The organism is Chroococcidiopsis cubana SAG 39.79, assembly GCF_003991895.1.
GTDB lineage: Bacteria > Cyanobacteriota > Cyanobacteriia > Cyanobacteriales > Chroococcidiopsidaceae > Chroococcidiopsis > Chroococcidiopsis thermalis.
On record NZ_RSCK01000002.1, the window covers coordinates 220038 to 233452 of the forward strand.

12 protein-coding genes are annotated in these 13415 nt (G+C 45.7%); 8 read left to right on the forward strand and 4 right to left on the reverse strand.

The annotated features are described in order from the left end of the window. The first annotated feature begins 18 nt into the window (after window positions 1-18). Both DSM107010_RS02350 and DSM107010_RS02355 read left to right on the forward strand, forming a co-directional pair. On the forward strand, window positions 19-714 hold the full coding sequence (locus DSM107010_RS02350; protein WP_106169022.1) for a PspA/IM30 family protein: 696 nt from the start codon (window positions 19-21) through the stop codon (window positions 712-714). Window positions 715-930: 216 nt separating this feature from the next. Then, window positions 931-1710, forward strand: a complete 780-nt coding sequence (locus DSM107010_RS02355; RefSeq protein ID WP_106169020.1) for a PspA/IM30 family protein — start codon at window positions 931-933, stop codon at window positions 1708-1710. A 260-nt stretch (window positions 1711-1970) separates the two neighbouring features. On the opposite strand, the gene DSM107010_RS02360 is transcribed toward DSM107010_RS02355, so the two are convergent. Further along, on the reverse strand, window positions 1971-2948 hold the full coding sequence (locus tag DSM107010_RS02360) for an alpha/beta hydrolase family protein (protein WP_106169019.1): 978 nt from the start codon (window positions 2946-2948) through the stop codon (window positions 1971-1973). A gap of 223 nt (window positions 2949-3171) precedes the next feature. Here DSM107010_RS02360 and DSM107010_RS02365 point away from each other — a divergent pair, with 223 nt between their 5' ends. The 3 genes from DSM107010_RS02365 to DSM107010_RS02375 all read left to right on the forward strand — a co-directional run bounded on the left by DSM107010_RS02365 (window position 3172) and on the right by DSM107010_RS02375 (window position 5498). Next, window positions 3172-3495, forward strand: coding sequence for a thioredoxin family protein (locus DSM107010_RS02365; protein ID WP_106169018.1), 324 nt, complete (start codon window positions 3172-3174; stop codon window positions 3493-3495). Window positions 3496-3554: 59 nt separating this feature from the next. Then, complete coding sequence (locus DSM107010_RS02370; RefSeq protein ID WP_106169017.1) at window positions 3555-4865, forward strand: LL-diaminopimelate aminotransferase; 1311 nt, start codon at window positions 3555-3557, stop codon at window positions 4863-4865. 225 nt (window positions 4866-5090) lie between these two features. Next, a complete protein-coding gene (locus tag DSM107010_RS02375) occupies window positions 5091-5498 on the forward strand; it encodes a response regulator (RefSeq protein ID WP_015157211.1) in 408 nt (135 codons plus the stop codon). A gap of 14 nt (window positions 5499-5512) precedes the next feature. Here DSM107010_RS02375 and DSM107010_RS02380 read toward each other — a convergent pair whose 3' ends face one another. Beyond that, complete coding sequence (locus DSM107010_RS02380) at window positions 5513-5692, reverse strand: hypothetical protein (RefSeq protein WP_015157212.1); 180 nt, start codon at window positions 5690-5692, stop codon at window positions 5513-5515. Window positions 5693-6185: 493 nt separating this feature from the next. On the opposite strand from DSM107010_RS02380, the gene uvrC reads away from it, so the two are divergent. Beyond that, entirely contained in the window at window positions 6186-8153 is a 1968-nt protein-coding gene (uvrC, locus tag DSM107010_RS02385) for an excinuclease ABC subunit UvrC (protein ID WP_127022246.1), read from the forward strand. 703 nt (window positions 8154-8856) lie between these two features. Here the strand turns inward: uvrC and rlmN are convergent. Continuing rightward, window positions 8857-10032, reverse strand: a complete 1176-nt coding sequence (gene rlmN, locus DSM107010_RS02395) for a dual-specificity RNA methyltransferase RlmN (RefSeq protein ID WP_241994094.1) — start codon at window positions 10030-10032, stop codon at window positions 8857-8859. Window positions 10033-10270: 238 nt separating this feature from the next. Here rlmN and DSM107010_RS02400 point away from each other — a divergent pair, with 238 nt between their 5' ends. Beyond that, the gene (locus DSM107010_RS02400) at window positions 10271-10801 is read left to right on the forward strand and encodes a HEAT repeat domain-containing protein (RefSeq protein WP_106168752.1); all 531 of its coding nucleotides are present in this window, start codon (window positions 10271-10273) and stop codon (window positions 10799-10801) included. A gap of 12 nt (window positions 10802-10813) precedes the next feature. Here the strand turns inward: DSM107010_RS02400 and panB are convergent, their stop codons facing one another. Then, entirely contained in the window at window positions 10814-11590 is a 777-nt protein-coding gene (panB, locus tag DSM107010_RS02405) for a 3-methyl-2-oxobutanoate hydroxymethyltransferase (RefSeq protein ID WP_015157217.1), read from the reverse strand. A gap of 319 nt (window positions 11591-11909) precedes the next feature. On the opposite strand from panB, the gene DSM107010_RS02410 reads away from it, so the two are divergent. Next, the gene (locus tag DSM107010_RS02410; RefSeq protein ID WP_015157218.1) at window positions 11910-13340 is read left to right on the forward strand and encodes a form I ribulose bisphosphate carboxylase large subunit; all 1431 of its coding nucleotides are present in this window, start codon (window positions 11910-11912) and stop codon (window positions 13338-13340) included. Window positions 13341-13415: the final 75 nt, after the last annotated feature.

Here is a 13415-nt window from a genome sequence, read left to right on the forward strand (position 1 = left end):
TCAGAATGGAGAGCTGTCATGGGATTGATTGACCGCATCCTCAGAGTTATTCGCGCTAATTTTAATGCCTTGGTTGGGCAAGCGGAAGATCCAGAAAAAATTCTGGAGCAAACGGTCATGGATATGCAGGAAGATTTAGTTCAACTGCGACAGGCTGTAGCACAGGCGATCGCTACCCAAAAGCGCACCGAAAGACAGGCTCACCAAGCTCAGTCTAACTCTGAAGAATGGTATCGTCGCGCTCAACTTGCCCTACAGCAAGGGAACGACGTGTTAGCAAGGGAAGCACTGACGCGCCGCAAATCCTATCAAGACACGGCTACTGCCCTCACAGCCCAAATCGAACAGCAAAATAATATCGTCGTCAGGCTGAAGAAAGATTTGCAAACACTGGAGAGCAAAATTTCTGAAGCGCGGACTAAGAAAGATATGTATATCGCTAGGGCGCGATCGGCACAAGCTACTCAAAGACTGAATGAAATGATAGGGGGTGTCAATACAACGAGTTCTCTGGGTGCGTTTGAGCGGATGGAAGAAAAAGTTTTGCAGCTAGAAGCTCAATCAGAGGCGATCGCCGAATTAAGTAGCGACGACTTGCAAAAACAATTCGCCGCCCTAGAAGCCAGCAGCGACATTGATTCTGAACTTGCCAGCATGAAAGCACAACTTTCAGGACAAACACCCCCGCCGCAACTACCCAACAGTGACCAGTGACCAGTGACCAGTGACCACGTACCACACACACCCCACACCCTACACCCTACACCCTGATAACTAATAACCGATAACTGATAACTGTATATAGGGCATATGTTAAGAATAAAAGCAGAGATGAATTAACTTTGCTTTGAGCAAACATAAATCATTCGTGCTGCGCCAGCACTCGCTACCTACTACTCAAACCGTGAACCCCGAAGGAAAAGCACAATTATGGGATTATTTGACCGGATTAGCAGGGTTGTCAAATCTAACCTCAACGATTTAGTCAGCAAGGCAGAAGATCCAGAAAAAATTCTAGAGCAAGCGCTTCTAGAAATGCAGGAAGATTTAATCCAGTTGCGGCAAGGTGTTGCTCAAGCGATCGCTGCCCAAAAACGTACCGAACAGCAATACAAACAAAATCAAAATGAATCAGAAAGGTGGGATCGCAACGCCCGTCTAGCTTTGCAAAAAGGCGATGAAAACTTAGCTCGGCAAGCTCTAGAGCGTAAGAAAACTTATCTCGAAACGGCAAATACGCTCAAAGCTACTTTAGATGGGCAACTGACTCAAATTGATACCCTCAAGCGCAACCTGATTGCTTTGGAAAGTAAAATTTCTGAGGCAAAGACGAAAAAAGATATGCTCAAAGCACGTAGTTCTGCTGCTAAAGCGCAGGAACAACTACAAGGCACAGTCGGACGCTTAGGTACTAGCAGTGCTATGGCAGCCTTCGAGCGCATGGAAGAAAAAGTCATGATGCAAGAAGCCCGAGCGCAGGCGGTTGGAGAACTAGCTGGGAACGATCTAGAAAGCCAATTTGCTGCATTAGAAGCTGGTAGCGATGTCGATGACGAACTAGCAGCATTAAAAGCTCAAATGTCTCTAGGTCCAGCAACATCATCAAATCAACCTTCTCTACCACAAGCAAACGAGCAGTCAACTGCTGCCAAAAGTCCAGTTGTGGATGCAGAGTTAGAAGACCTGAAAAAACAGTTGGATCAATTGTAAATTTTGGCAACGAAGGACAAGGGAAACAAGGGGAGAATTCAAAATTCACGCATTCAAAATTTAAAATTTAAAATTACTCTTGGCTCCTGTACGGGCGGGTTTTGAGCCTAGATTTCCGGCTGAAGTTGTTCATCTATTTGCGCGCACCCGCCCCTACGATTCCTGTACGGGCGGGTTCACCCGAAATCTTCGTCGCAGTCAGAGAGCTTTGGTGAACCCGCCCCCACGACTCCTTCTGATAACTGATAACTGTTCACTGTTCACTGTTGGCTAGTAACGCTGACGCGGCGATCGCGAGCGTCTCCCGTTTTGTAGACGTAATCGAAAGCTTGCCGATCGCCCAATACCTCCGCCCGTAAAAACAGCGCACTCCAACGCGCTACAGTTTCTACTGCCTGCGATTGCTCGATTTGTGGTTTATTAGAGTCGGGGATTGGACCTGGTGGATTATTGGTATTCGTAATGCCGTAATGATTTGCGCCTGAAACGGTAATCAGAGCTTTGGGCGGAGATTGGATATTGGCATAAGTAGCTTGCGCTCTTTTGGGTAAAGCAATGCTATCGCGATCGCCTTGAATCAGAGCAATAGGAATACCAGCATTTTTGATGGGAATATACTCTTGAGTTGCTGGGTCGCGCAGACTTGTGCCAAAAAATGCCCCACCTACAAGCTCTTTAGGACGTTTGAAGGAACCCTCACACGTAACAGGAATAATACACAAGTTGCCGATCGCAGATAAACCGACAGCACCACCAGCAGAGTGACCGAGTAATGTGAGTTTTTGAAGATCGACAATCTTCGCAATTGGAGTAGAATTAGATTTTTCCGTTTTAATTTGGTTTAAAACTGCGTCGATTTGAGAAGTATCCGGCAGCAGCCCTGTAAATCCAAATTGAGGCAGCGATCGCTGTTGAATGGGAACGACTACAACAAACCCGTAACTAGCGACAATTCTGGCGAAATCGCTATAACTAGACTTATCAACATTTGCTCCTGGCAGCAGTAAGGCAACGGGAAATCGCTGTCGCCCCTGCTCTTTAGGAGGCTGTTGGGGATAATATATGTCTGCTGGATTTTGATTCGCCGCGATCGTCGTACTGTAACTGGCAACTCGCTCGAATAAAGGTGTTGGTGTTGCTGTTGCAGTTCGAGCGCTGCTAGTTCTGCCTAAACCTGTGAAAATAGCGATCGCTAACGCAGTCATAGCCCATTTTCGTTGCATAGCAGTAAAACTCATAGAAATCCTCTTGGAACGCTGTCGATCGCAAAGACAATTCAAAGGGCTAGATAGAATACTATGAGTACTACACCTGCAACTGATGAATTTTTGGAAAACCGGGCATTTATGTTTAAACCAGCTTGGTCATTAGTCATCGGTCAGTGGCGATCGGTCAGTGATAACTGATAACTGATAACTGATAATAGTTGAGTGGTACAAGAGGCTGTTAAGGAATAGTCACATGAGCAACGCAATTCAGATCGCAGACAAAGAGTTTGAAACAGAAGTTGTAAAAGCTGACCGACCCGTATTGATCTACTTCTGGGCTTCTTGGTGTGGTCCTTGCCGATTGATGTCACCTGCTATTGATTGGGTCGCTGAGAACTATAGCGATCGCCTCAAGGTCGTGAAAATGGAAGTCGATCCTAACCCTGCTACAGTCAAGCTGTACAAAGTAGAAGGAGTCCCTGCCCTGCGCTTAATTCGCGGTACGGAGGTCATTGCTGCTTCCGAAGGAGCGCTGAGCAAACAAAAAATTACCGATATGTTAGATACCTATTTGTAGCAATAAGAAACTTCTACGGGCGCACAGCCGTGCGCCTCTACCTAACTCCTCAAAAAATTATGCAGTTTGCCAATCGTTTAGAGTGCTTGAAAGCAAATGTTTTTGCCGATATGGATCGGGCAAAGGCAAGAGCAATATTAGCTGGGCGAGATGCGATCGACCTGTCCCTGGGTTCTGCCGATCTATCCGCAGAAGCGCACGTTACAGAAGCGATCGCCCAATCTCTCCACGACCCTAAAACCCACGGATACTTACTTTTTCACGGCACTCAAAACTTTCGCCAAGCCGCAGCCCAGTGGTACGAGCAAAAATTTGGTATTGCTGTCGATCCACAAACTGAAGTTCTGCCCTTAATTGGCTCTCAAGAAGGGACAGCTCATCTACCTCTAGCCATACTCAACCCAGGAGACTTTGCTTTACTCCTCGATCCTGGCTATCCTTCCCATGCTGGCGGAGTCTACCTTGCTAGCGGTCAAATTTATCCCATGCCCCTGCTGGCAGAAAATAATTTTTTACCTGTTTTAGCCGACATTCCTGCCCCGGTATTAGCACAGGCGCGGATGATGGTACTGAGTTATCCCCACAACCCCACCACCGCCGTCGCACCCCTTTCCTTCTTCCGCGAGGCAGTCGCTTTTTGCCAACAACACGATTTAGTTTTAGTCCACGATTTCCCCTATGTCGATTTGGTGTTTGAGGACTTAGGGAGCAGGAAGCAGGGAGCAGGGAGTAGAACAGAGCTGAGGGAGCTGAGGGAACTGAGGAGGCTGGGGGAGCAATTACAAGTCACAAGTCACAAGTCACAATTAATTCCGAATTCCGAATTCCGAATTCCGAATTCTCCCCTAGCTCCTTCTATCTTGCAAGCCGATCCAGAGAAAAGCGTTTCGATTGAGTTTTTTACCCTTTCTAAGTCATATAACATGGGAGGCTTCCGCGTCGGATATGCAATCGGTAATTCTCAACTGATTGCAGCTTTGCGCCAGGTGAAAGCCGCAGTCGATTTTAATCAATATCGAGGCATATTAAATGGGGCGATCGCTGCTTTGAGTGGCGACCAAACTGGAGTGCAAAGAATGGTAGAAACTTTTCGCCAACGCCGCGATCGCTTTGTGAATGCTTTGCATCGTATTGGCTGGCAAGTTTCCATCCCTGAAGCAACCATGTATATCTGGGCAAAACTACCTGTACCTTGGGATAGAGATTCCGTCAGCTTTTGCACTCAATTAGTAGAAGCGACTGGAGTTGCAGTTTCTCCCGGTGCTGGTTTTGGTAAATCTGGTGAAGGATACGTCCGTTTTGCTCTGGTTCAATCGCCTGATGTTTTAGAAACAGTTGTGGATCGGATCGCTCAATTCTTAAATGATTAGAGTAAAGATTAGAAAATTTTGGTAATTGCACCCTTGCTTGCTTCCGACACTCGCTAACTGCTCGCTCGGTGACAATTTGCCATTATACTTGTGCTTGATTAATATGAATGATAACTAGCTAAGTAACAACTAGTCGCAAATGTAAATTCAGTTTTGTTTTAAATTGGTCTTCAATATAAGACTTTGAAGTGTGATACAAGCAACAACAGTTATTTAATTACACAAGTGAGCAACGCTGGATCGGTTGCACCAGCCAACCCTATTCCACAACGAATTTTATTGGTTGAAGATAACTATCTCAATCGACAGATGTTGGAAGATTATCTAGTTTTTTGTGGATACCAGGTTTTGGGTTTAGCGGATGGCACTGGATTTTTTCAAGCTTTGGCTGACTTTCGACCCGAACTAATTTTATTAGACTTAAAGTTACCAGGTATTGACGGTTATACTTTACTCGAACAAAAGAGTTGCAGACAAGACTATCAAAGTATTCCAGTTATTGTGGTTTCTGCTTTTGCTTTCAAAGCCGACCAGCAGCGAGCTTTGAAATTGGGTGCAAAGCGTTATTTTGTCAAGCCAGTCAGTTTGAGAGATTTGAAACAGGCAATAGAAGAAGAACTACAGCGATCGTAGAACCTCTTCTGAAATCATTCATCGCGCTGTTGCGTCACAAACTCCTCTACTGTCTGGCTGAGATTTTGTAAGTCCTGACCGATAACTGTAATTCGATCTTCTAGTTGTGCTAATAACAACACCGCTGTCTGAAGTTGATTGAGCGTGTCATCAATACCGTTTCGATAGTTCAGTTCAAATTCTTCTATATTCATAACTCAGCCTATTGCAGCAAGCTCCTCAAATAACTTATCGTTTTTGACTTCTAGAACCAATTTAATCTCAGCTAATGTAGAATTTAGCCGATCTGTGAGAATTTCATCTTTGGCAACCCAAATTTAATTTATACTTTATAGTTGGTGTATAATTTATCACGCCTTTAGAAATAAAAAGAGTATATTTACTATTATAGAAATATAAATAACTCGGCTAAAGCAGACAATTTATTCGATCAGTATATTCTTTTTAGAATTAATTTGGTGCAAATCAATAGGTAAGAAGAGCGGTAAGGAATAAACAAAGCTTCTCTGACTATTAGTAGGTATTAGGAAGCAAGTCGAAGTCTGGGAATGAGAATTGAGATTTCACCCTCAGTATAGAGAGTTCAACTAAAGTCTGTAACCTCCAGCCGCCAATCCTCAACCCTTCTGCGTGCAGTTTGATAGGATGACAGAGGAAGAGACTTAAGGCAAGCGGGTTTAGAGGGTAGTGACAGCATCGAAGACATTACCACTGGTAAGAGATCCAGAGCGATTAGAAAGTCGGCTGAAAGAAATTCCTCCCGAACCAGGGGTTTATTTCATGCGCGACAGCAGCGATCGCATTATTTACATCGGCAAGTCGCGCAAACTGCGATCGCGGGTACGTTCGTATTTTCGCGACCCCAAGCAACTGAGCGATCGGATTGCTATGATGGTGCGACAGGTCGCCGATATTGAGTTTATCGTTACCGATACAGAAGCAGAAGCCCTTGCTTTAGAAGCTAATCTCATCAAGCAAAATCAGCCTTACTTCAACGTTCTACTCAAAGACGACAAGAAATATCCTTACGTCTGTATCACCTGGTCGGAGCAATATCCCCGCATCTTCATCACGCGCAATCGCCGCCAAGGTAAAAAAGAAGACAAGTTTTACGGACCATACACTGACGCTCACTTACTGCGAACGATTCTACGGCTATCAAAGCGAATCTTTGCTCTGCGGCAACGCCCGCAACCGTTATTTAAAGACCGTCCGTGTCTCAATTACGACTTAGGGCGCTGTCCAGGGGTATGTCAAAAACTAATTTCACCAGAAGAATATCGCAAAACCGTGCAAAAGGTAGCGATGGTCTTCCAAGGACGAACGCAGGAATTGATCGATGTCCTGACCGCACAAATGCAAGCTAGCGCCGAAGCATTAAATTTTGAATCAGCAGCACGAATTCGCGACCAAATTGCTGGTTTAAAGTCGCTGAATGCCGATCAAAAGGTATCGCTACCTGATGATACGATCTCGCGAGATGCGATCGCCCTGGCAGCAGATGAAAAGCACGCCTGCATTCAGTTATTTCAAATTCGCGCCGGACAACTCGTCGGTCGCCTCGGTTTTGTCGCCGAAGTCGGGGCGCATAGCTATGCGCCCCTACCCACACCCAATTTAGAAATTTCTGCCCCCACACCCCACACCTCACACCCCACACCCCAATTAGAACCAGGAGCAATCTTACAGCGTGTCTTAGAACAACATTATGAAACTGCTGACGATGTAGAGATTCCTACAGAAATTTTAGTGCAGCACGAATTACCGGAAGCGGAGATGCTAGCGACAGCGTTAAGCCAACGTAAGGGGCGGAAAGTCACGATTGTGAATCCCCAGAGGGCGTTGAAAGCAGAATTGATCGAGATGGTAGAACGAAATGCCGAGTACGAACTGGCACGAACGCAAAAATTGAGCGATCGCAACTCCCAAGCTATGGAAGATCTAGCCGCCATTCTCGACTTACCCGACTTACCGCATCGAATTGAAGGCTACGATATTTCTCACATTCAGGGTTCCAATGCGGTTGCATCCCAAGTGGTGTTTATTGAAGGTTTACCTGCCAAACAATACTATCGTCACTACAAGATTAAAAATCCTACGGTTACGGCTGGTCATTCCGATGACTTTGCCAGTTTAGCGGAAGTGATTCAACGCCGCTTTCGTAAATACGTGGAAGATCCGCAAATGCAACGAGTGGGAAACCCCGACTGGCCCGATTTAGTGATGATTGATGGCGGTAAGGGGCAATTATCGGCAGTTGTAGCTGTCTTGCAAGAAATGAACTTGATGGAAGACTTGCGAGTGGTTAGCTTAGCCAAGCAGCGGGAAGAAATTTTTTTACCAGGCGAATCTCAACCTTTGGCGACAGATGCGGAACAATCGGGAGTACAATTACTTAGGCGACTGAGAGATGAAGCACATCGCTTTGCTGTCAGTTTCCACCGCCAGCAGCGTAGCGACAAGATGAGGCGATCGCGTCTAGAAGAAATTCCTGGTTTGGGCTACCATCGCCAGAAACAACTCCTAGCGCATTTTCACTCGATCGACTACATTCGCCAAGCCAGTATCGAGCAACTGGCAACAGTAGATGGTATCGGTTCTCGCTTGGCAGGGGAAATTTATAACTATTTTCACCCACCTCAAAGCATAAATTGACCAATTTTTCTATTTAATTTGACATAAGTTGACAATTTGTAGATAGAAAAGCGCTCGGCGTTTTTCTATCTGTTTCGCTTGGGGATCGTATCCAAGCAATCTAACTCTCGATGGAAACCAAACCTTAATAAATGGTTAAAAATTGATAGGAGAAAACCCGATCGTGAGTCAAATTATTGATTGGACTCGGGGATCGGTTTACCGATTATCTTAGTAGTGAGTCAACGCTCACTGCCATTAGAAAGTCTGTTAACACTGTTATCTAAGCTACAAAATCAAAGGATTCATCATGGGGATCGCAGTAAATCGAAGTAGTGTCCACGCAAACTTTTTATATTTTCTACCAAAAGTGGCATGGATACTGAGCTGAAATCTTGCGAGAATATATACTGGAACGAAAAAAAATGACTGTCTCGGACAAAACCTAGCTGGATCGACTAGCTAGATTTCAACAATCGCGTTCCCAACTATATATTCGATTGACCTTCCAGTTTTTATTTCTTCTTTCTTAAAAATTCTTAGGCTCAAAAGGTTTGTCAAATGCAAATAAAACAACAGATTAGATGCTCCAACTGTGGCAGCGAAGCAGAAAGATTTTATGTATTAAGTAGCGAACTAACACGCACGCAATGCAATAGCTGTGACTATCTCATGGTGACGTGCGCTCGTACAGGAAAAGTTATAGAAGCATATGCGCCGGGTATTAACCCAATGAAGGCTGTAGCTGCTGCGCCCGTAGTTGACCGCAAGCCGCCTCTGCTTCCAATCCACGGGAATAGCGGACGCTCACAGCGATCTGTTGCTGCTTCAGGACGTTAACAAAAGCCTGAATTTGACTTGAACTCGGTCGCTGATAATCTGCTTCTCGAATCGGATTGTAAGGAATTAGATTGACGTGACTTTGAAAACCTCGTAGCAGCTGAGCTAGCTCAGCTGCTTGTTTTATGCCGTCATTTACCCCAGCAAGTAAGATATATTCAAACGTGACGCGGCGACCAGTAAGACGCACGTACTCGCGACATTCTGAAAGTAAGTCATGGAGAGAGTACTTTTGGGCGCTGGGAATCAGTTTTTCTCTGGTAGCTTGGTTAGAGGCGTGAAGGCTAACCGCCAAGGTAACTTGTAGTTGGTATTTAGCAAGTTTAAGAATTCGCCCTGGAATTCCCACAGTAGAAAGAGTCATGCAACGCTGTCCGATACCCACATCTTGGTTCAGAGATTGAATCGCCGCCACGACATTTTCTGTATTTAGCAAGGGTTCGCCCATACCCATAAAAACAATGTGGCTGACGCGCCGTTGAAAGTTAGATTGGACTGTCAGAACTTGATCGATAATTTCATGCGGGGCAAGGTTGCGACGAAAGCCCCCTTTACCCGTGGCGCAGAAATCGCAAGCCATCGGACACCCTACTTGAGTCGAGACGCATACGGTAAGGCGCTTGTCAGTTGGGATACCTACAGTTTCAACAATTTGATTATCTGCAAGTTGAAGTAAGTATTTGACAGTCTCATCAGGAGCTACAGTGCGATGATGAATTTGCGATCGCCCGATCGAAACATTTTCTACACTACTACGCCATTGTTTCGGAAACACTGAGATTTCAGATAGCGATCGCGCTCCTTTGTGATAGATCCAATCGTATAATTGCTTACCGCGATAAGCTGGCTGTCCTTGTGCTTGTACCCAGGCGGTGAGTTGTGCTTGATTTAAACCTAGTAATGGGGTGTGGGGTGTGGGGTGTGGGGTGTGGGGTGAGTGACTGGTGACTAGTGGCTGGTGGCTGGGATTGCTTCCTTGTCCCCTTGTTCGCTTATCCCCTTGTCCTCTTCCCTCCTGACTCCTGGCTCCTGACTCCTGGCTCCTATTTGTATTAACCATAATTTCAAGTAAAAAATTTCAGCTCACTATACGACGGTAGCTTATTGCTGAAACAATATGAGGCAATTTATGGGAATGCATTCGAGTTCCTTAGTAGGGTGCGTTAAATAACCCACCCCAGGGGAATTTATGCTCTCTCTTCTGATTTACTAGTTTCGTTATGTTTTAGAAATTTCGAGTGGGCAATGCCCACCGATGACAATTAAGATTGGATGCTCCAATAGCAAAGTAAGAAAATATGCCTGAAATAGTCGATTGGAAATTGCTGGCTCAACAAGTGGGTGCGCTTGTAGAAAATTCCGCCAGTGTAACTGGATATAGTGAAATCGGTAGCAGCGATTTAGCTTTGCAAGCAATTGAAGTTTTAATTGGAGAAGAAAATTTACGTAACGCTGTAGATTACTACATTTCAGGTAAGCCTGGTAGCGAACTAACTCGACATATTTTGTGGCGGCTGCATCCGCGAACGGCGATGCAATATTGCTATGAACTTTACAAGTCAAATACAGTAAGTATTGAAACTAAAATTTCTGCTATCGAACTCTTGAGAGTTGTTGGCGATCGCCACGTTCTCAAATGGATTCCTGAATTTCTTAGCGATCGCGACCCTAGTATTCAATTTTGGGGAATTGGTATACTTGACCAGTTACTTTTTTCACGTTTGATTTATTCAGAAGATGTCAAGGATTTATTACTCAAAGCTACGGAGCATACGAACTCTTACGTGCGAGAAAAAGCTTTTGGTTTGCTTAATTGCCTAGAAGAGTAAAAGATGCGATCGCTATTTTGTTGGAAATTTATGCTCTCTCACCTCAGATGCATAATCTTGCACTGCCCGAGCGATCGCTTCACTTAAGTTTACATACACCTTGGCAAAGGGCGGTTGCCGTTCAGACAAACCCAACACATCGGCAGTGACTAATACTTGCCCGTCACACTTAGAACCAGCACCAATACCTATAGTAGGAATCGTCAATTTTTGGCTAATCTGAGCCGCTAAGTCTGATGGAATGTGTTCTAAGACAATACTAAAGGCTCCTGCTGCTTCGAGAGCGATCGCCTCAGCAATCAGTTTCTCTCCCGCCGTAGTTGTTTTACCTTGTTGCTTTAATCCCAACTGATGGATCGATTGGGGTGTCAAACCGATATGTCCCATGACTGGAATCCCCGCCTGTACCAACCGCGAAACAGTTTCTATAATTGCCGGATGTCCGCCTTCGATTTTTACCGCCTGCGCCCCTGCTTCTTTCAACGCCCTTCCCGCCGAATGCATAGCCTGCTGAAAGCTTTCCTGATAAGTCAGAAACGGCAAATCGAATACTAACAACGCTCTTTTCACGCCTCGGCGGACTGCCTTAGCGTGATGTAACATTTCTTCTAATGTCAGAGGTATAGTAGTCTCGTAGCCCAGCATGACTGCTAAAGAGTCACCTACCAAAATTAAATCCACTCCCGCAGCATCTAACAATCGCCCCGTAGTGTAATCCCACGCAGTTAGAGCAACAATTGTCTGTCCTTGTTGCTTCCATTGAATTAATTGCTGGGTAGTGATTGGCATAAGAGAGTGGTAATGGGTAATGGGTAATGGGTAATTGGTTAGAGGCAAGAGGTAAGTTTTTCCCTGCTCCCTGCTCTCTACTCCCTGCGCCCTCTCATAACTGATAACTGATAACTGGTAACTGATTCAGATACATTCAGCAGTATTTGTAACAAAATTTAATAAAATACAAGTTTAATAATAAATTTTTATAAATGTGTACAGTACATTTAAATTTTAACTAATTCAATTCTTGATATATTGTTAAAAACCGCGTTGGTTGGCAAGGAATAGACTTACTAACTAGCGAGTGGAAGAGACTGACTCTTGGAAGAAAAATATGTCTTACGCGCAAACGAGAACCCAGACCAAATCGGGCTACCAGGCAGGGGTTAAAGATTACCGACTGACTTATTACACCCCCGATTACACTCCCAAAGATACAGACGTTCTGGCTTGTTTCCGTGTCTCGCCTCAGCCTGGAGTCCCTCCAGAAGAGGCTGGCGCGGCTGTAGCTGCTGAATCCTCCACTGGTACGTGGACGACTGTATGGACGGATTTGTTAACCGACCTAGACCGCTACAAAGGTCGTTGTTATTACATCGAGCCAGTACCAGGTGAAGATAACCAGTTCTTCTGCTTTGTGGCTTATCCTCTCGACTTGTTTGAGGAAGGCTCCGTCACTAATATGTTGACCTCGATTGTAGGTAACGTATTTGGTTTCAAAGCCCTCAAAGCGCTGCGTCTGGAAGACATGAGAATTCCTGTCGCCTACCTGAAGACATTCCAAGGACCTCCCCACGGGATTCAAGTTGAGCGCGACAAACTAAACAAGTACGGTCGTCCATTGTTGGGTTGTACGATTAAGCCCAAACTCGGTCTATCGGCGAAAAACTACGGTCGGGCTGTATACGAGTGCTTGCGCGGTGGTCTAGACTTCACCAAAGACGACGAGAATATTAACTCTCAGCCTTTCATGCGTTGGCGCGATCGCTTCCTATTCGTTCAAGAAGCAATTGGCAAGGCACAAGCAGAGACAGGCGAAGTTAAGGGTCATTACCTTAACGTTACTGCTCCTACCTGCGAAGAAATGATGAAGCGGGCTGAGTTTGCTAAAGAACTCGGTACGCCAATCATCATGCACGACTACCTAACTGGTGGTTTCACTGCTAACACCACTTTGGCGAAGTATTGCCGCGATAATGGTTTGTTACTCCACATCCACCGCGCTATGCACGCCGTAATCGACCGTCAGAGAAATCACGGTATTCACTTCCGCGTATTAGCTAAGTGCTTGCGGATGTCTGGTGGCGACCACCTGCACTCTGGAACAGTAGTCGGTAAGCTAGAAGGCGAACGCGGGATCACGATGGGCTTCGTTGACCTGATGCGCGAAAACTACATTGAAGAAGACCGTTCTCGCGGTATTTTCTTCACTCAAGATTGGGCTTCCATGCCTGGTGTAATGCCTGTAGCCTCTGGTGGTATCCACATTTGGCACATGCCAGCGCTAGTAGAAATCTTTGGTGATGACTCCTGCTTGCAGTTCGGTGGTGGGACGCTCGGTCACCCTTGGGGTAACGCTCCTGGCGCAACTGCTAACCGCGTAGCTCTAGAAGCTTGCGTTCAAGCTCGTAACGAAGGACGTGACTTGGCACGCGAAGGTAACGATGTAATTCGCGAAGCTGCTAAGTGGTCGCCTGAGTTGGCTGTTGCTTGCGAACTGTGGAAGGAAATCAAGTTCGAGTTCAAGGCAGTTGATACCCTCTAATCAGTGGCGAGTAGTGAGTGGTGAAGCAGCGGGCGGCGAGGTGTCCTCGCGCCCCATTAGCTTCGTAGTGGTGAG

Excerpts from the sequence above, each read along its gene's own strand:
- DSM107010_RS02355 (WP_106169020.1), top strand. The coding sequence starts at position 931 with ATGGGATTATTTGACCGGATTAGCAGGGTTGTCAAATCTAACCTCAAC.
- DSM107010_RS02350 (WP_106169022.1), top strand. The coding sequence starts at position 19 with ATGGGATTGATTGACCGCATCCTCAGAGTTATTCGCGCTAATTTTAAT.
- DSM107010_RS02380 (WP_015157212.1), bottom strand. The coding sequence starts at position 5,692 with ATGAATATAGAAGAATTTGAACTGAACTATCGAAACGGTATTGATGAC.
- panB (WP_015157217.1), bottom strand. The coding sequence starts at position 11,590 with ATGCCAATCACTACCCAGCAATTAATTCAATGGAAGCAACAAGGACAG.
- DSM107010_RS02360 (WP_106169019.1), bottom strand. The coding sequence starts at position 2,948 with ATGAGTTTTACTGCTATGCAACGAAAATGGGCTATGACTGCGTTAGCG.
- DSM107010_RS02370 (WP_106169017.1), top strand. The coding sequence starts at position 3,555 with ATGCAGTTTGCCAATCGTTTAGAGTGCTTGAAAGCAAATGTTTTTGCC.
- rlmN (WP_241994094.1), bottom strand. The coding sequence starts at position 10,032 with ATGGTTAATACAAATAGGAGCCAGGAGTCAGGAGCCAGGAGTCAGGAG.
- DSM107010_RS02400 (WP_106168752.1), top strand. The coding sequence starts at position 10,271 with ATGCCTGAAATAGTCGATTGGAAATTGCTGGCTCAACAAGTGGGTGCG.
- DSM107010_RS02365 (WP_106169018.1), top strand. The coding sequence starts at position 3,172 with ATGAGCAACGCAATTCAGATCGCAGACAAAGAGTTTGAAACAGAAGTT.
- DSM107010_RS02410 (WP_015157218.1), top strand. The coding sequence starts at position 11,910 with ATGTCTTACGCGCAAACGAGAACCCAGACCAAATCGGGCTACCAGGCA.